The following is a 16,434-nucleotide window of genomic DNA, read 5'->3' as shown; positions in this document are numbered from 1 at the left end:
CGCATGCGGTGGTGGACGGGGCCCGCCGCGTCGCATGCGGTGTCACCGGTACGGCACCCGCGCCAGGGCGGCCCGTACCGTGTCCGCCACGTCGCCGACATGGGCGCCGAGGTCGCGGAGGTGCCGGGCGGTGTCCGCCGGTGAAAGATCGACGCGCCTGGCGATCCGGACGAGCTGGGCGAGTGACATCGCGGGCTGCCCCGGCCGTGGCATCGGATAGTCGTCGGCGGTCAGCAGACGCAGCGCGTCGCGCTGGCCGACCCCGTGCGGAAGGTCGTCGCGGGACACCCGCAGGCCGTAGGAACGCAGTCGGGCCGCCAGTTCCTTCGGGCGCCGTCCCAGGTCGCGGGCGGCCAGGACCAGGAGGAAGAACGGGATCTCGTCGTCCGGGCCGAGCTGGAACCACCAGGGCTCGTCCCGTTCACTCAACTCGTCGGAGCCGAGCCGCCGCAGATCGTCGTAGTTGAACAGATCGCGGTCGATCTCGCTCGTGCGCCGGGGCAGGACCATGCCCGTCCTCACCCGGTAGGCGGCCAGCCGGTCGGTCAGTGCGCGCAGGCTCAGTCCCAGATGGTGGGACACCTCCATGAGCTGGAAGAAGGTCGGCGCACGGTCCGTCCGGAAGGGCTCCCACTCGACGCCCCAGTCGCCGGCCAGCAGATCGAAATCGGCGGACGACTCCCGGCAGGTCGCCCGCGGCGGCAGAACGAACCCCAGGCGTTCGTACCGGTCCCTCACCTCTTCCGCGGACAGGCCCGACCAGCTCCGGGCGGCGACCAGTTGCCAGGGCGGAAGCGGCGCGACGGCGCTCGCCCACGGCGACTTGCCCTCGTGCTCCTGACTGAGCCAGTTGACGTACGTCCGGTCCGGGCGCTCCGGGAAGACGAACGGCTCCACTTCCAGGCCGTAGCGTTCGAGCCGGCGCCGGACGTCGGCCGGTGTCAGCCCCGTCCGCAGGGCGGCTTGGGCCACGTGGCCCGGGGGCACGGGTTTGTGGTCCTGGATCCTGTTGTACCGGGAGATTTCGCCGTCCCAGTGGAGAAGCCGGAGATCCACTTCATCGGGCGCATCCTCCGGGAGTCCGTCCGGTACGACCTCGATGCCGTAGCCGCGCAGCCGTTCTGCCGCTCGCGCCGCGCTCACACCGCACTCCTCGCCGATGTCCAGCAGGTCGCTGATCGTCGCGTGTGAACGCTGACGCTCCCGGGGTGTGTCGAGCCAGGTCATGTCCGAGAAGTCCCACTCGCCCGAGTCGGCCGGGCCGGGGACGACCAGGTCGGCGACGCCGAGGAGCCGCCGACGTCCAGCCGGTCCGGCCGGGTGACAGCCGAGCCGCCGGGCGACGCCGAAGACGTCCGACGGCCTGCTGATACCGAACGCGCCGCGCTGCCCGGTGAGCAGCTCCAGATCAGAGGGCCGGGCCGTGGCCACTCGGCGCGGCTCCGCCAGCTCCGGTACGAGCTCCGCCAGCTCACGTGCCAGATCGGTCCCCTCGTGGGCGAGCATCCGCCAGAGCAGGATGTGGTCGGGAATCGAATGGAACGCCGTGTTCGACGTCTGCCCGGAGTGGGGGTTGGACGTCAGCAGACCGCTGAGCAGCGCCCGGTCCAGCGGGAAACAGCCGGCCGCCGCAGGCACCGTCATCCCCTTGCGGACCCGGAAACCGACCCCCGCTTCGAGTGCCGCCTCCGCCACCAGGTCCGCGGTTCGCGGGCTGCTGTCGGCGACCTCCTGCATCCAGTGCAGGGTGAGGAATTCCGCTCCGCTCGTCACCAGGACGGGCGCCGCCGCCGTCAGCAGTGCCTCGACCTGGGCCGACACGTCGCTCAACACCATGAGGCGGTCCGTACTGAGCTGGCGCGGGGCGTGGTCCCCGCTCAGATCCACCACGACGCCCCTGACGCCCGACAGCACTCCGACCTCCCGTCGTGGCTCGATCTGGAGACCGTCCACCAGGAGCACGCCGCCGTGCTCGCACCAGATCACCCGCGCGCCCGGTGGACTGTCCTCCCATTCCACGAGATCACCGGCAGTCCGGCTGTCCGACGGCTGAAAGACCCCGGCCTCCCACGCCTTTCGACGCCCACCGTGCTCCACGGTCGTGCGGAACTCCGCGATGCGCAACACACCGGCCAGTGCGTCCAGGCACGACCACGAGCGGCGCCTCTCCTGCAGATAGAGCCGTACCCGAGTGCCGGGCCGGGTGCCCCGTTCAGCTGTCTCGACGATTCGGAACAGGTGGTTCGGACCGAGGACATGAGCCTCCACCAGAGGACCGGCCACGCCGTCCGGCCCCATCCGGCAGGACGTCACCCGGATCTCGTCCGCGAGCATGAAGTAGGACAGGACCCCGATCCCGAACCGGCTGTTGGGGTGGAGCCGGACCGGGGGCTCCACCCGCTCCCACTCCGCCTGCTCCAGCAGGAAGTCGGGTTGTTCGGCGAAGCGGGCACCGGCGGACGAGAACACACCGCGCAGTTCCGCCTCGCCCATGCCGATCCCGTCGTCCACGCACTCCAGGTACTCGCGGCCGTCCTCGTCCACCGCCTGGACGAAGTCGATCCGGCCCTCGTAGGGGTGGAAGGGCCGGCCGGACCGTTCCAGGAACTGCGTCCTGGCACGCCGGTAACGACACGCGTCGAGGGCGTTCTGGTACAGCTCGCGCACGGCGAGACCGCGGTCCTTGTAGAGCTGGGTGCCGGTGAGCAGACCGCGCACCCGGCGGTCGTCCAGACGGAACCGCGCACCACTGGTGAACGTTCCCTCCGCCGGGACCACGCCGTCCCCGGAGATCCGTGCGGGCAGGGGCGGCATCGGCTGGGAGATCCGGTCGGGCACGACGCGCCCGACCGCGAGGAGAAGCCCGTCCAGCCGCTCGGCGTGCTCGCGCAGGGCCTCCACCACGGCCTCGTGCTCACAGACCGCCTTGAGTACCGGCAGTTCCGGCGACCCGCCCCACGCGATCCCGTCCAGGGTCCGCCGTACCCCGTCGAGTTCCACGGCGTTCGGGACACCGGTGTGCTCGACCACCGTGTCCGGCAGGACCGTGAGCTCGATCGCGGCGCCGTACGCGACGGCCAGGAGCAGACTCGCCCGCCGCTCCCGGATGCGCTGCCGGCCGGGTCCGGGCAGGAGTTCGTCCGCCTCCAACTGGCCCAGGTGCTCGGCATTGCAGACGTCGGAGGCGAGCCGCAGCCCGGCGAACATCCTGAGCAGCCGTCGCGTGCTCAGCACCTCGGCCAGCGGGCCGCTCCCGACGGTCGTCCCGGCCGACTCGCCCGTCCCGTTCGGTTCGCTCGTCCCGCTCGGTTCGCTCGTCCCGGTCGTCAGGGCGGCGAGGAGATCCACCCCCTTCGCCTCCTGCGCGAGCCAACGGTGGTACAACCACCATCCGATCGCCGGCGCCGCCTCCGGCCGCAGCCCGGTCCGGTTCACCAGCAGGTCGTGGCCGGCCAGGAAGGACTGGTACTCGGCACGCCACCCGGTCGCCCCCGGCCGTGGGCGCAGATCGGTCGGATCGACCTCCAGACGCGAGGCCACCAGCAGCAGTTGGTGGGTCTGATACAGGTACGGGAGCAGCACGAGCATTCCCGCCTCGGCCGGATGGAGGTCGAGCGCGCCGTCGGGTTCGCCCAGCAGCCATTCCACCCGGTCCGCGAACCGCGCCGCGAACCCGGGATCGGCCCACGCGTCCCCCGCGATCCGCTGCTCCGCTTCGTCCCTGACCGTGGCCAGTCTCCCCGCCAGCCGTGCCGCGTGCTTCAGATGGGCCTCGACGTCGCGCGGGGCCGCGTGCGCCCAGACGCCTGACCTCAGCACGGCCCGAACCCACGGCTCCGTCGACTCGGCCGGCTCGACGGGCGCCCGCACCGTGACCGAGGCCGCCTGGATCACCGGCCCCTCGTAGGTCCCCCCGCTGATGGTGTTCGTGAGTCCGTGCCGATTCACCCGCTTGCCTCCCCGGTCACCGCGCGGAAACAGCTTAGGAGGACCGGTCGGCGCCGCTCCAGGCGTTCCACGAGCACGTGGCGGGCGACCGTCCGAAGAGCGCCGGTCCGTGCCGGAGGCCCGGACCGGCGGACGTGGTCCGGGGAGCCAGTCGTCCGCGCCCCGGCCCACCGGTCCGGAGGACCCGCCGAACTCGTCGGCCCCGACGGGAGCTTCTCGACCGGCCTCCCGGACGCCTTCGCGCCTCTCCTCTGTCGCGGGGCTCCTGCGGTTGTCGCCGGTCCTCTGCGGATTCGTCCGCGATCGGTAACAGAGAGTTCCTGAACGAGCGTTCGTATGTCTTCATGAGTGCACGGCATCGGTGGAGACGACAAAGGGGCGGGCGGACATGGCAAGGCGCAAGGGAAGGGGATGGCACGGACGGCTTCTCGCGGCGGCGCTCGGGGTGACGGCGGTGGCCGCCGCCACCTCGGTGTGGACCGCGCAGGCCGACACCGTCGGAGCGCGGCAACCGCAGGCCTCGGCCCCGGCCGCCCGGCACCAGGACCGGACCGTGACCAAGGTGTCGGCGGACATCGCGCACGCCTCGGACCGCGGCCCCCGGGGCGTCAACATCACCATCGACGACGGACCGGACCCGGTCTGGACGCCGCAGGTGCTGCAACTGCTGGAGGACAGCGGTGTGAAGGCCACGTTCTGCATGGTGGGCACGCAGGCCCAGGCACACCCGGACCTGGTCAAAGAGGTCGTGGCGGCCGGACACCGGCTGTGCAACCACACGGTCTCGCACGACACCGCCATGGACGGCAAGTCCGAGGCGTACCAGTCCCAGCAGATCCTCGACGCCGAACAGATGATCACCAAGGCGTCCGGGGGCGTCCGGCCGGAGTACTACCGGGCCCCTGGCGGTGCCTTCACCCCGTACAGCCGACAACTCGCCGCGTCCCGGGGCATGCGGCCGTTGGGCTGGAACGTCGACACCAAGGACTTCGAGCACCCCGGCGTGGACGCGATGGTCGCCACCGTCAAGAAGGAGATCTCCAACGGGCCGACCGTCCTCTTCCACGACGCGGGAGGGGAACGCTCCCAGACCCTGGCCGCCCTGCGCGAGATCCTGCCCTGGCTGAAGCAGCAGGGGTACTCCTTCGGCTTCCCCGTGCGCTGAGCGGGGCTCGGCCCCGCACAGGCGGCTGTCCGGTCAGGGGCGCAGGATCAACCGGATCGGGTCGCCGGTCTTGTTCTCCAGTCGCTCCACCGCCTCGGCAGCCTTCGCCAGCGGGAGGTCACCGCTGATCGACCCGGAGAAGTCCAGCCGGCCACCCTGGAGCAGGGACAGGAGCTGCGGCAGCGCGACCGGCATATCGGAGCCGTAGTGGCCGAGGATCTGCTGCTGGAGGTAGCTGAAGCGGGTGCCGTCGGTGACGGTCAGCGGCTTGTCGGTCAGGCCCACGAGAACCAGCCGGCCCCTGGGTGCGAGCACCGACAGCGCCTGCTCGCGGACGGCCGGTACACCGGCGAAGTCGAAGGCGGCGGCGAGACCGGATCCACCGGTCGCCTCGCCGATCCGCTCCGGCAGCGCCGGGTCGGCGGGGTCGAGCGCCAGGTCCGCGCCCTGGGCGAGAGCACGCTCGCGGGCGATGGGATTGGGGTCGACCGCGACGACGGGGCACGCGCCGACGGCCCGCAGAAGCTGGACGGCGTGGACACCGAGCCCGCCGACGCCCCAGACGCCGACGGCCTCGGCGGGCTTCACGGCACCCGTGACGGTGATCGCGCCCCACGGTGTGGAGACCGCGTCCGGAATGATCGCGCCCTGGTCGAAGGGGATGGCCGCGGGCAGTTCGGTGAGGGCGTTCTCGGCGGAGAGCGCGTACTCGGCCCAGCCGCCGTCGTAGTCCACGCCACGGGTGTACGTGACGCCGTCGCGGATCTCGCCGGCGTACAGCACGACCCGCTGACCCGGGGTCCAGCGGGTGACGCCCGGTCCGGTCTCCGCGATGGTGCCGGACACCTCGTGGCCCAGGGTGACCGTGTCGTCGCGCAGCAGCAGCGGGGTGAGGGTGCCGTCGATCAGGTGGACGTCCGAGAGGCAGACGCCTGCGGCCTCCACCTTCACCAGGACCTGGCCGGGGCCGGGTACGGGCTTCGTCACCTCCTCGATCCGCAGGGTGCGGCTGGGTATGTGCAGCCGGGCGGCGAGCATCTGCGACATGACATGGCCTCCTTGACGCGGCGGCGACCCCGGGGCCACGAACCCCTTAACGCAAGTCGCCTTGCAATGAAATGTACGCCCGGCCCAGGGGGAAAGCAACTGATCCTGCGTTAAGGTGGATCATGGCCTCGTCCGACCAGAACGCACCGCCCTTGCGCCGCCGAGGGGCCCGTATGCGCTCCGCCGTCCTCGCCACCACCGTGGAGGTGCTGACGGAACACGGGCTCGCCGGTACCACCGTCGGTGCCGTCGCCCGCGCCGCCGGAGTCCACGAGACCTCCATCTACCGGCGGTGGGGCAGCCGCGAGAACCTCATCCTGGAAGCGCTGACCGAACAGCTCGACGCGGCGATGCCCGTGCCGGACACCGGACACGTCCACGACGACCTCGCCGCCTACTTCGGCGCGCTGGCGCGGCTGCTCGCGACGTCGCAGGGCGCGGCGCTGCTCCGGCTGAGCGCCGAACACGACGACACCCTCCCGGACCGCCGCCTCCCCTACTGGACCGAACGCCTCGAACGCGGCGCCGTCATGGTCCGCCGGGGCGTCGAGCGCGGCGAACTCGCACCGGACACGGACCCCGGTCTCGTCATCGAGGCCATCAGCGGAGCCCTGTTCACCCGCGCACTCATCAGCGGCGCCCCACTCGACGAGAACCTCGCCGTGCGACTGGTCACCCTCACTCTCACCGGTGCGCTGCCGCGGCCCCCGGCCGCTCCCGAAGCCGTCTGACCGCCGTCACCCATCCCCGCGAGCAGGGCGGGGCGAAGGGGGCCTGCGCCGCCTCGCGGAAGGCCGGCGCGTCCAGAACGACCAGGCCGAACACGTCGCGCAGCGGCTCGGACAGCCCTTGGCGGCTCTTGACGGCTCTTGGTGACTCTTGACGGCTCTTGGTGACTCTTGACGGTGATCCGGCCCCTCACCATGTCAGGCTTCGAGCCGTTGCTCGGTGCGGTCGAGCCAACTCCGGTACCAGGATGTGAAGTCGTGCCCGGTCGGCTCGATCTCCCGGTCCATCGGTCTCAGATCCTCCCAGACGGCACCTCGGTGCGGGCCCGTCATCACCATCAGCGACGCATAGCCGCATCCCTGCTCGCTGAGGAACACCGCGCCCGCCCCCTGCGCGTCGTACAGCTCCTCGTAGCGCGCATCCCACGCCGTGTACGCGCGGCGGAACTCCTCGTCGGCCGCGAAGGCGTCCCTTTCGGGTTCCTGCTCCTCATGCGCGGCAAGCTCACTTCGCAACGCCTCGGCCACGAAAGGCCGTCCGGCGAACTCGGCGGTGGTCGGCTGCGCGGAGAAGACGAGCCCGATGCCGCGCCACTGCCACCCGCCGTCGCCCAGGGACGGTGTCATCAGACCGTAGTCGGGGCCGGCTCCCCCTCCTCCGACGTGGAGGAGAAAACTCCGATACTGCGCGGGCAGACCCACGCCCAGGTCCGCCTCCAGCGCCTGGAGCTGTCCCTCGCTCATGACCGGGCCGAGACGAAAGCCATGCCCCTGTGCTCCGAAGACGCTGTCGGCCCCGGGGCGCCCGGCGAGCCGGAGCACCCGCTCCCGTACTCCCGCCCACGCGTCCTCGCTCATCAGCACACGATAAGGGCTGTCCCGCAACCCCCGGCCGGCGCGCGACGAAAGTCACGGCACTCGCGGCGTTGCCGGAACATCCGCGTACATCCGGTATGCGGACGCTCCTTCGGGCAGCGTCCGGAACCGGGAAGTACTACAGCGTTTCGACGGTACGGGCGACCGTGTCCGGACCAACCGGCACCATCGACGTGATCGCCTTCACCGGAGACGCTTCCTGGGGCGGCTACACGATGGTCGCGGGCCGCTGGATCGACGGGCCGGGAGAGGCCGTGGTCCCGACCCCCTTCCTGGCCGCCACCGGTACCCGCATCGGCGACACCATCACCCTGAACGGCCTGACCCGGCCGGTCACGGCCCGGATCGTCGGTGAAGTCCTCGACCCCCGTCACGACGGCATGCAGCTCTTCACCGACGCCTCGACCCTCACGGCCGCACATCCCGACCTGGCGGAGACGAGCCATCACATCGCCGTCACGGCAGGCGTCGACGTGTCCGACTACGTCGACGCCCTCAACAAGGACCTGACACCGCTGGGAGTCACCGCCCGGGCCGGCGGGCTCGACGGCGGCAGCGACATGGTGGCTACGCTCAACGCCCTGTCCGCGGTCCTCACCCTGATGCTCGTCTCCGTCGCCGCGCTCGGCGTGCTGAACGGCGTCCTGCTCGACACCCGCGAACGCGTCCGGGAGATCGGCGTCCACAAGGCGCTGGGGATGACCCCTCGGCAGACCGTCACGACGGTCCTGACCTCAGTGGCCGTGACCGGACTGGTCGCGGGCGCGCTGGGCGTGCCACTCGGTGTGGCCCTGCACGGCTGGATCATCCCCGCGATGGGCGACAGCGTGGGGCTCCGCTTTCCCGGCTCCGTCATCGCCGTGTACCACGCGGCCGAACTGCTCCCGCTCTCGCTCGGCGGCCTGCTCATCGCCACCCTGGGCGCGCTCCTGCCCGCAGGCTGGGCCGCCAGCACCCGCACGGCCACGGCCCTGCGCACGGAGTAGGGCCCGCAGGGCCCGCAGAGTTCTCGACAGCATCGAGGCCCCAGGTCTGCGACCTGGGGCCTCGCACAAGAGCGGGTGACGAGAATCGAACTCGCGCTCTGAGCTTGGGAATCACCCCGACCCTCGGCCATATAACGGCCTCTGACCTGGAGAGATGGTCCGCCGGGGAACTGGGTGCTGGTCCACCTGGATGGCGGCTCCTCGGAATGGGACGGGGTGGGTAGGCCCGTTGAGGCCGCTGAGCCTTCCCGGGCCCCGGTCGCGCGGGCGGATCAGCGCAGTCCGGCGAAGAGATCGTTCTCGGGCACGGCCGCGCCGGTGCCGTCCTTGACACGTACGAAGGTCTCCGTGCCCATCAACTCGCCGAACCTCTCCTTGCCCATCTTGAGGAAGAAGATGTTCTCGCCCTGACTGGCGTGCGCGGCCAGCGCGTCGAACTTCTGACTGCTGAATGCGGCGGTGTCCACCCACGTGGTGATCTCGTCGTCAGGAAGGCCGATCTCGGCCATCGCGGCGGCCTCGGCGGGATCCGGCTCCGGCATGTCCTCATGGAACTCGCGCATGGTCTCCCCGAACCGCTGCATCGCCGAGCGGGGCATCGTCGTCCAGTACACCTTCGGTGTCAGCGCGGTCATCTCCAGCGCCGCCATCGTGATGCGGTTGGCCTGGATGTGATCGGGGTGGCCGTAGAAGCCGTTCTCGTCATAGGTGACGACCACATCGGGCCGGTAGCGCCGCATGAGCTCCGCAAGTCGGGCTGCGCCTTCCTCCACGGGGGTCTGCCAGAAGGATCGGGGGGCGTCGTTGCTCGGCCAGCCGATCATCCCGGAGTCGGCATAGTCGAGCATCTCCAGATCGCTGACCTTCAGGACGTCACAGCTCTTCTCCAGTTCTTGACGGCGTATCAAGGCAACGTCCGCCGGATCGTGCCCGGCGTCGCCCGGTTTGACACCCCCCGGTCCGTCACCGCAGCCGCCGTCGGTACACGTCACGAGAACCGTGCGGATGCCTTCCGCCGCGTACCGCGCGAGGACCCCTCCGGTACTGGTCGCCTCGTCGTCGGGGTGGGCGTGTACTGCCATGAGCGTCAAGGGCCGGTCAATCATGAAACAGTCCTCCTGCAGAAATACGTCTTGCTCCGAGTGCGCGACGGGCGCAGCGCGAATCCTGGGGCCCGGATCCTGGTGGGGCGGACGACCTTGTGGTTTCCACGCTCCCCGCCCGTGCGACGCTGCTCCCTCAGTCGATGCAACCGCGCCGGCCGGCCTGACTGTTCCCGACGCGGCCGCTCAGCAGGCGTCGGCGTTTCAACGCGAAGCGAGGTACAGACGCGACCTGCACGTCTCAGCACCACATCGGATCCGGCCTTCATCCGGCACCAGCCGTGAGATTCCGACAGGAAATTCGGAATTTCGCTGCTGCGGCCTGCGGCACACAGGCAACACCCTCGCCACCGCCACCGCCACCGCCACCGGCGCCAAGCTGAAGAACCTGATGATCCGCGAGGGCAGTCGCCCGAGCGGGCGCAGCTGATCTACCGGCGCTCCATCATGGCACCAGGCACCAGGCACCAGGCACCAGGCACCAGGCACCAGGCACCAGGCACCGACCCACGTCGGGAGCCGGCATCGGCTCGGTCAGCGCCGCCCGCGGGCTCGTGTTCCCGCTCCCGGTCACGAAGCGCCGTCCAATGGCCGACCTGATGCCCCATCAGGACACTTGTGGCACGCGAAAGGGTGCGCGGGCCCAGAGCGGTCTAGACAACAAACAAGGCCCGGGTCGATGACCTGGGCCTCAGTCGTGGAGCGGGTGACGAGAATCGAACTCGCGCTCTGAGCTTGGGAAGCTCATGTTCTACCATTAAACTACACCCGCGAAGCACAGCGATTGATCGGTTGTGCAGCGTTCCACACTCTACCCCATGTCAGGCCCCCGGCGTTGCCGTGGGGTTCTCTTGTCGTGCGGGAGGGGTCAGACGGGTGTGGATGCGGGTGCTGGGGGCGGGAGTTGGGGGCGTAGCGTGGGGGCCGGAGTGCCGCCTGGAACGGCGTCCCGTTCATCCCCTAATGTGGCGTTTTCGTCCACGGCTTGATGGGGAAGGGACTTGATGGACTCCATGGAGCGCACCGTCGTCCGCTGTGCCGAAGGGCACATTTTCGCTACCGCCTCGTTCCCGATGCAGCAGCTCGGGTCCGCGCGGATTGGTCCCGGGCGGCTCATTCGCTGTCCTCGTTGCGCGCGGCTGCGGCATGCCGTGCGTGTGGTGTCCGGGCAGCGGTAGCGGAGGGCCGCGGAGAACGCGGCAGGAGCGGTGACAGGCGCGCGGGGCGGTCCCGGGTTGGGGCGGGCCCGCGCGTTCTGCGTATCCTCGGGACGTGCTTCTCTCAGACAAGGACATCCGGGCCGAGATCGACGCCGGACGCGTACGCATTGATCCTTTCGATGCGTCGATGGTGCAGCCATCGAGCATCGATGTGCGGCTCGACCGCTACTTCCGGGTGTTCGAGAACCACCGCTATCCGCATATCGACCCGGCCGTCGAGCAGGTCGACCTGACGCGCACGGTGGAGCCGGACGGCGATGAGGCCTTCATCCTGCATCCCGGTGAGTTCGTGCTCGCTTCGACGTACGAGGTCATTTCGCTGCCGGACGATCTCGCGTCGCGGCTGGAGGGGAAGAGTTCGCTGGGGCGGCTGGGCCTGGTGACGCATTCGACGGCGGGGTTCATCGACCCGGGATTCTCCGGTCACGTGACGCTGGAGCTGTCGAATCTCGCGACGCTGCCGATAAAGCTGTGGCCGGGCATGAAGATCGGGCAGCTGTGCATGTTCCGGCTGAGCTCGCCTGCCGAGTTCCCGTACGGCTCCGAGAAGTACGGATCCCGGTACCAGGGCCAGCGCGGGCCGACCGCGTCGCGTTCGTACCAGAACTTTCACCGGACCCAGGTGTGATGCCGGGTGAGTGACGACGTGCGGGAGAACCTGACGTACGAGGTGTTCGGGCACGCCGTGCGTGAGCTGGCGCAGACCATCGCCGACGACGGGTACGAACCGGACATCGTGCTGAGCATCGCGCGCGGCGGGGTGTTCGTCGCAGGTGGGCTGGCCTACGCCCTCGACTGCAAGAACATTCATCTGGTGAATGTCGAGTTCTACACCGGTGTGGGCACCACCCTGGAAATGCCGGTCATGCTGGCACCCGTTCCGAATGCCATCGATTTCTCGGACAAGAAGGTCCTGATCGCCGACGACGTCGCCGATACCGGGAAGACGCTGAAGCTGGTGCGTGATTTCTGCATCGATCACGTTGCCGAGGTGCGCAGCGCGGTGATCTACGAGAAGTCGCACTCGCTCGTGAAGTGCGAGTACGTGTGGAAGAAGACCGATCGCTGGATCAACTTCCCGTGGTCTGTGTTGCCTCCATGCCGTAAGTCCGGCACGCCGATCACGCCGTCGAAAGACGCACTGTAGAGCCTGTCTGACCGGGCCTTTCTTCGCTGCCGCTGGTCGAGTGCAGGCTTCCGGACACCCCATCGATTCCTCGTCGAGGTGTCCGGCGCGCTGTGTGTTCGGCAGGGTTCGAACGTGCCATCTTCTGATCCGTGGGACGGGGCACTGTGCCACGAGGAGCGCCGACGGCACCCGACTCCGATTGTTCGGGTTGGTGATCGAGACGTCCGTGTGCCGCCGTTGCCGTCAGAGCTGCCGTCGGCGCCGAACGATGGAGTCTTCGCCACCACGGCCTCCGGGCTCGCCTGTTCAGCTCCGGCCCTACCGGCATCCGGTACGCCGACGATGCTCGGCCTCGCGACGTTCCACACCGGACGCGCGACACCCTCGATGAGCCTGGCCCGGAGATCCTTCGACATCAGCTCGGCAGCAGCTCGAACTCTTCGCGCACCACGTTGTGGCTCGAACGCGGATACGTGGTTGTCCTCGTAGACCGTCACGGGCTGCTGGGTGCGCAGCTCCGCAAGGCGCTCGCCGTCCGTACGCTGACGGGCCACGCCGAGTGCGGCGGGAGTGCCGGAGGTGTTCTGAGGGGGGTGGCGCCGTGGGTGCGGACGGCCCCGGTACCTTCGTCCGTCCGGTACCGAGGCCGTCGCGCGGGTGCCCGCACGGTCGTGTCCGCTCGCGTGGTGCGGTCAGATCGTGCCGAGCTTGATGAGTGACAGCAGCGCGAACAACTGGATCGCGGACGCGCCCAGGGCCTTCGGCCACGGCAGGTCGTGCGATTTGCTCACCATCGAGGTGAAGAGTGCGGCCGAGGCCAGCCAGGTGATCCAGCCGAGGATCTGGACCAGGGAGTTCTCGCCGCCGAGGAAGAGGGCGAAAATCAGGCGGGGGGCATCCGTGATCGACATGATCAGCATGGAGAGTCCCACGGTCGGCTGCCAGGAGCCGTCGCCGCCGAGCTGGCGGGCGAGCGTGTGGGTGACCGCGCCCAGGACCAGGCCGCCGATGACGAAGCAGACGCCCGTGACGACGACGTAGGGCACCGCCGTGGAGAACGTCGCGTTGATCGTGTCTTCCCGGGCCTGGTCGAAGCCGAAGAGGGCGAGCAGGCCGTACAGGAACGTGACGATCAGCGCCGGGCCCCAGACCGGGTAGTCGCGCATCTGCCAGAACGTCGGTCCCGGGCGCAGCACGATGCCGGTGAGCAGGTCCTTCCAGGGCAGCCGCGGGCCCGCGGGCTGGGCGGGGGCCTGGCCGGCGCGATAGGTGTTGCCGTCGCCGTAGGGGTCCTCGCCGATGCTGAACGCCTGGGTGTGACCGGGAGAGTCCGTGTACGGGTCGCCCGGTTGCGGGGCGCCGTGGGGGTGGTGGGGCTGCTGCTGGTAGGGGTCACCGAAGTATTCCGGTTCGCCGTGGCCGCCGCCCTGGTGGCTGTTCCGATGGCCGCCCTGCTGAGCGCCGGGTGGGTAGCCGCCTCCGTTGTACGGGGGCGGGGCGCCGCCGCCGTCCGCCGGCGGCCACGGCTGTTGGCCGTACGGCGGTGGTGCCTGCGTGCCGTACGGCTGCTGCCGCGGTTGCTGCTGCGCCTGTTGCGGGGTGCGGTTGTCCCGGCCGCGTCCGATCCTGAATCCAGCCACCCGTCGAACGTACCTGGTCCGTGCGGGTGCGGTGAGAGGGCCGGGGAAACCCGACCGCCATTGCTGCCGAGCTGTGACATCCCTTAGGGGGCGCTCCGGGGGGAACTTCCGGGGACGGCCCGATGCACCGGGCGTTCCGGCAGGTGGTCCGGAGACGTGCGTGGTCCGGGAAGACGGAAGCGGCCGGTCCTGCCCCCGAGGCAGGTCCGGCCGCTTCCGTCGCACGCGGCGGTCCGGGTTACTTCACGGGCTCCGGTTCCGGTGCGTCCGCCGACTCGGCGTCGCCCGCCGGGTCGGCCGGAGTCCTCACGGAGTCCAGCAGCAGCTGCGACACGTCGACCACCTGGACCGACTCCTTCGCCTTGCCGTCGTTCTTCTTGCCGTTGACCGAGTCGGTCAGCATGACCAGGCAGAACGGGCAGGCGGTGGAGACGATGTCCGGGTTCAGGGACAGGGCCTCGTCGACGCGCTCGTTGTTGATGCGCTTGCCGATCCGCTCCTCCATCCACATCCGGGCGCCGCCGGCGCCGCAGCAGAAGCCGCGTTCCTTGTGGCGGTGCATCTCCTGCTGGCGCAGGCCGGGCACCTTGTCCATGATCTCGCGCGGCGGCGTGTAGATCTTGTTGTGGCGGCCCAGGTAGCACGGGTCGTGGTACGTGATCAGGCCCTCGACCGGGGTCACCGGGATCAGCCTGCCCTCGTCGATGAGGTGCTGCAGCAGCTGGGTGTGGTGGATGACCTCGTACTCGCCGCCGAGCTGCGGGTACTCGTTGGCGATGGTGTTGAAGCAGTGCGGGCAGGTCGCGACGATCTTCTTCGACGCCTTCGCCTTCTTCGTGGAGTCGTCCTCGTCATCCTCGCCGAACGCCATGTTCAGCATCGCGACGTTCTCCTGGCCGAGCTGCTGGAACAGCGGCTCGTTGCCGAGGCGGCGGGCCGAGTCACCGGTGCACTTCTCGTCGCCACCCATGATCGCGAACTTGACGCCCGCGATGTGGAGGAGCTCCGCGAAGGCCTTCGTGGTCTTCTTGGCACGGTCCTCCAGGGCGCCCGCGCAGCCGACCCAGTACAGGTAGTCGACCTCGGTCAGGTCCTCGACGTCCTTGCCGACGATCGGGACCTCGAAGTCGACCTCCTTGGTCCACTCGACGCGCTGCTTCTTGGCAAGCCCCCAGGGGTTGCCCTTCTTCTCCAGGTTCTTGAGCATCGTGCCCGCCTCGGACGGGAACGCGGACTCGATCATCACCTGGTAGCGGCGCATGTCGACGATGTGGTCGATGTGCTCGATGTCGACCGGGCACTGTTCCACGCACGCGCCGCACGTGGTGCACGACCAGAGCACGTCCGGGTCGATGACGCCGTTCTCCTCGACCGTGCCGATCAGCGGACGCTCGGCCTCCGCGAGCGCCGCGGCCGGGACGTCCTTGAGCTGCTCCTCGGACGCCTTCTCCTCGCCCTCCATGGTCTTGCCGCCGCCGGCCAGCAGGTACGGGGCCTTGGCGTGCGCGTGGTCGCGCAGGGACATGATCAGGAGCTTCGGGGAGAGCGGCTTGCCCGTGTTCCAGGCCGGGCACTGCGACTGGCAGCGGCCGCACTCCGTGCAGGTGGAGAAGTCGAGGATGCCCTTCCAGGAGAACTGCTCGACCTGCGAGACGCCGAAGACGGCGTCGTCGGCCGGGTCCTCCCAGTCGATCTCCTTGCCGCCCGACAGCATCGGCTGGAGCGCGCCGAGCGCGGTCGACCCGTCCGCGTTCCGCTTGAACCAGATGTTCGGGAATCCGAGGAAGCGGTGCCAGGCCACACCCATGTTGGTGTTGAGCGAGACGGTGATCATCCAGATCAGCGAGGTGCCGATCTTGATCATCGCGACGAAGTAGATGAGGTTCTGCAGCGCGCCGAGCGTCAGGCCCTTGAACGCGAGGACCAGCGGGTACGAGATGAAGTACGAGGCCTCGTAGCCGTCGACGTGGTGGATCGCGCCTTCGAGACCGCGCAGCGTCAGGATCGCCAGGCCGATGACGAGGATGACGTACTCGACGAAGTACGCCTGCCACGCCTTGGAGCCCGCGAAGCGGGATTTGCGGCCGGCCCGGGAGGGCAGGTTCAGCAGCCGGATCGCGATCAGCACGAGGATGCCGACCACGGTCATCAGGCCGATGAACTCGGTGTACATCTCGAACGGCGGCCAGTCGCCGATGACCGGCAGGACCCAGTCGGCCTTGAAGAGCTGGCCGTACGCCTGGAGCAGCGTCGGCGGCAGCGTCAGGAAGCCGATGGCGACGAACCAGTGCGCGAAGCCGACGATGCCCCACCGGTTCATCCGGGTATGGCCGAGGAACTCCTTGACCAGGGTGATCGTGCGCTGTTTCGGGTCGTCGGTGCGGCTGCCTGCCGGCACCGGCTGTCCGAGTGTGACGAATCGGTAGATCTGCGCGACGGCTCGGGCGATGAGCGCAACGCCGACCACAGTCAGCACCAGCGACACGATGATCGCGGCGAGTTGCATGGGGGCTCCTCGGGCCTGCGAGGGTGGGATCCAGCGTTCACAAGCGAAAACTGGCTACAAGTGAATACTGACAACTACTAAGCAGT

The 16,434-nt window shown here is 69.4% G+C and carries 11 protein-coding genes and 1 tRNA gene; 5 read left to right on the top strand and 7 right to left on the bottom strand.

The window, feature by feature from the left end; all coding sequences use genetic code 11:
- Positions 1-42: 42 nt before the first annotated feature.
- Positions 43-3,948, bottom strand: a complete 3,906-nt coding sequence (locus tag ACF1CT_RS07345; protein WP_391782790.1) for an ATP-binding protein — start codon at positions 3,946-3,948, stop codon at positions 43-45.
- 388 nt (positions 3,949-4,336) lie between these two features.
- On the opposite strand from ACF1CT_RS07345, the gene ACF1CT_RS07340 reads away from it, so the two are divergent.
- Positions 4,337-5,113: a polysaccharide deacetylase family protein gene (locus tag ACF1CT_RS07340; protein ID WP_391782789.1), complete on the top strand. Its 777-nt coding sequence runs from the start codon at positions 4,337-4,339 to the stop codon at positions 5,111-5,113.
- Between the two features lie 33 nt (positions 5,114-5,146).
- Here the strand turns inward: ACF1CT_RS07340 and ACF1CT_RS07335 are convergent, their stop codons facing one another.
- Positions 5,147-6,160, bottom strand: a complete 1,014-nt coding sequence (locus ACF1CT_RS07335; RefSeq protein ID WP_391782788.1) for a zinc-binding dehydrogenase — start codon at positions 6,158-6,160, stop codon at positions 5,147-5,149.
- Positions 6,161-6,333: 173 nt separating this feature from the next.
- Here ACF1CT_RS07335 and ACF1CT_RS07330 point away from each other — a divergent pair, with 173 nt between their 5' ends.
- Positions 6,334-6,891: a TetR/AcrR family transcriptional regulator gene (locus tag ACF1CT_RS07330; protein WP_391782787.1), complete on the top strand. Its 558-nt coding sequence runs from the start codon at positions 6,334-6,336 to the stop codon at positions 6,889-6,891.
- Between the two features lie 195 nt (positions 6,892-7,086).
- Here the strand turns inward: ACF1CT_RS07330 and ACF1CT_RS07325 are convergent, their stop codons facing one another.
- Positions 7,087-7,746: an SMI1/KNR4 family protein gene (locus ACF1CT_RS07325; protein ID WP_391782786.1), complete on the bottom strand. Its 660-nt coding sequence runs from the start codon at positions 7,744-7,746 to the stop codon at positions 7,087-7,089.
- 164 nt (positions 7,747-7,910) lie between these two features.
- Here ACF1CT_RS07325 and ACF1CT_RS07320 point away from each other — a divergent pair, with 164 nt between their 5' ends.
- A complete protein-coding gene (locus tag ACF1CT_RS07320; RefSeq protein ID WP_391782785.1) occupies positions 7,911-8,750 on the top strand; it encodes an ABC transporter permease in 840 nt (279 codons plus the stop codon).
- A gap of 272 nt (positions 8,751-9,022) precedes the next feature.
- Here the strand turns inward: ACF1CT_RS07320 and ACF1CT_RS07315 are convergent, their stop codons facing one another.
- Complete coding sequence (locus tag ACF1CT_RS07315; RefSeq protein WP_391782784.1) at positions 9,023-9,856, bottom strand: PIG-L family deacetylase; 834 nt, start codon at positions 9,854-9,856, stop codon at positions 9,023-9,025.
- Positions 9,857-10,551: 695 nt separating this feature from the next.
- Positions 10,552-10,625 (bottom strand) — tRNA-Gly (locus tag ACF1CT_RS07310).
- Positions 10,626-11,125: 500 nt separating this feature from the next.
- Between ACF1CT_RS07310 and dcd the strand changes: the two genes are divergently transcribed.
- Complete coding sequence (gene dcd / locus ACF1CT_RS07305) at positions 11,126-11,701, top strand: dCTP deaminase (protein WP_391782783.1); 576 nt, start codon at positions 11,126-11,128, stop codon at positions 11,699-11,701.
- A 6-nt stretch (positions 11,702-11,707) separates the two neighbouring features.
- The gene (locus ACF1CT_RS07300) at positions 11,708-12,220 is read left to right on the top strand and encodes a phosphoribosyltransferase (RefSeq protein WP_391782782.1); all 513 of its coding nucleotides are present in this window, start codon (positions 11,708-11,710) and stop codon (positions 12,218-12,220) included.
- A 674-nt stretch (positions 12,221-12,894) separates the two neighbouring features.
- Here ACF1CT_RS07300 and ACF1CT_RS07295 read toward each other — a convergent pair.
- Together ACF1CT_RS07295 and ACF1CT_RS07290 are read right to left on the bottom strand one after the other, a co-directional pair.
- Entirely contained in the window at positions 12,895-13,842 is a 948-nt protein-coding gene (locus ACF1CT_RS07295) for a YIP1 family protein (RefSeq protein ID WP_391782781.1), read from the bottom strand.
- A gap of 238 nt (positions 13,843-14,080) precedes the next feature.
- Positions 14,081-16,348, bottom strand: coding sequence for a (Fe-S)-binding protein (locus ACF1CT_RS07290; protein ID WP_391782780.1), 2,268 nt, complete (start codon positions 16,346-16,348; stop codon positions 14,081-14,083).
- Positions 16,349-16,434 lie beyond the last annotated feature (86 nt).

Origin of the sequence: Streptomyces sp. NPDC014734 (genome assembly GCF_043083325.1) — a bacterium.
In the GTDB taxonomy this organism is placed as follows: domain Bacteria; phylum Actinomycetota; class Actinomycetes; order Streptomycetales; family Streptomycetaceae; genus Streptomyces.
Note: the sequence above shows the minus strand (reverse complement) of the source record. Positions and strands in the feature narration are given on the sequence as shown.

Bases quoted from the DNA above. Each gene is read 5' to 3' on its own strand.
- ACF1CT_RS07340 (WP_391782789.1), top strand. From the start codon at position 4,337: ATGGCAAGGCGCAAGGGAAGGGGATGGCACGGACGGCTTCTCGCGGCG.
- ACF1CT_RS07335 (WP_391782788.1), bottom strand. From the start codon at position 6,160: ATGTCGCAGATGCTCGCCGCCCGGCTGCACATACCCAGCCGCACCCTG.
- ACF1CT_RS07325 (WP_391782786.1), bottom strand. From the start codon at position 7,746: ATGAGCGAGGACGCGTGGGCGGGAGTACGGGAGCGGGTGCTCCGGCTC.
- ACF1CT_RS07315 (WP_391782784.1), bottom strand. From the start codon at position 9,856: ATGATTGACCGGCCCTTGACGCTCATGGCAGTACACGCCCACCCCGAC.
- ACF1CT_RS07290 (WP_391782780.1), bottom strand. From the start codon at position 16,348: ATGCAACTCGCCGCGATCATCGTGTCGCTGGTGCTGACTGTGGTCGGC.
- ACF1CT_RS07330 (WP_391782787.1), top strand. From the start codon at position 6,334: ATGCGCTCCGCCGTCCTCGCCACCACCGTGGAGGTGCTGACGGAACAC.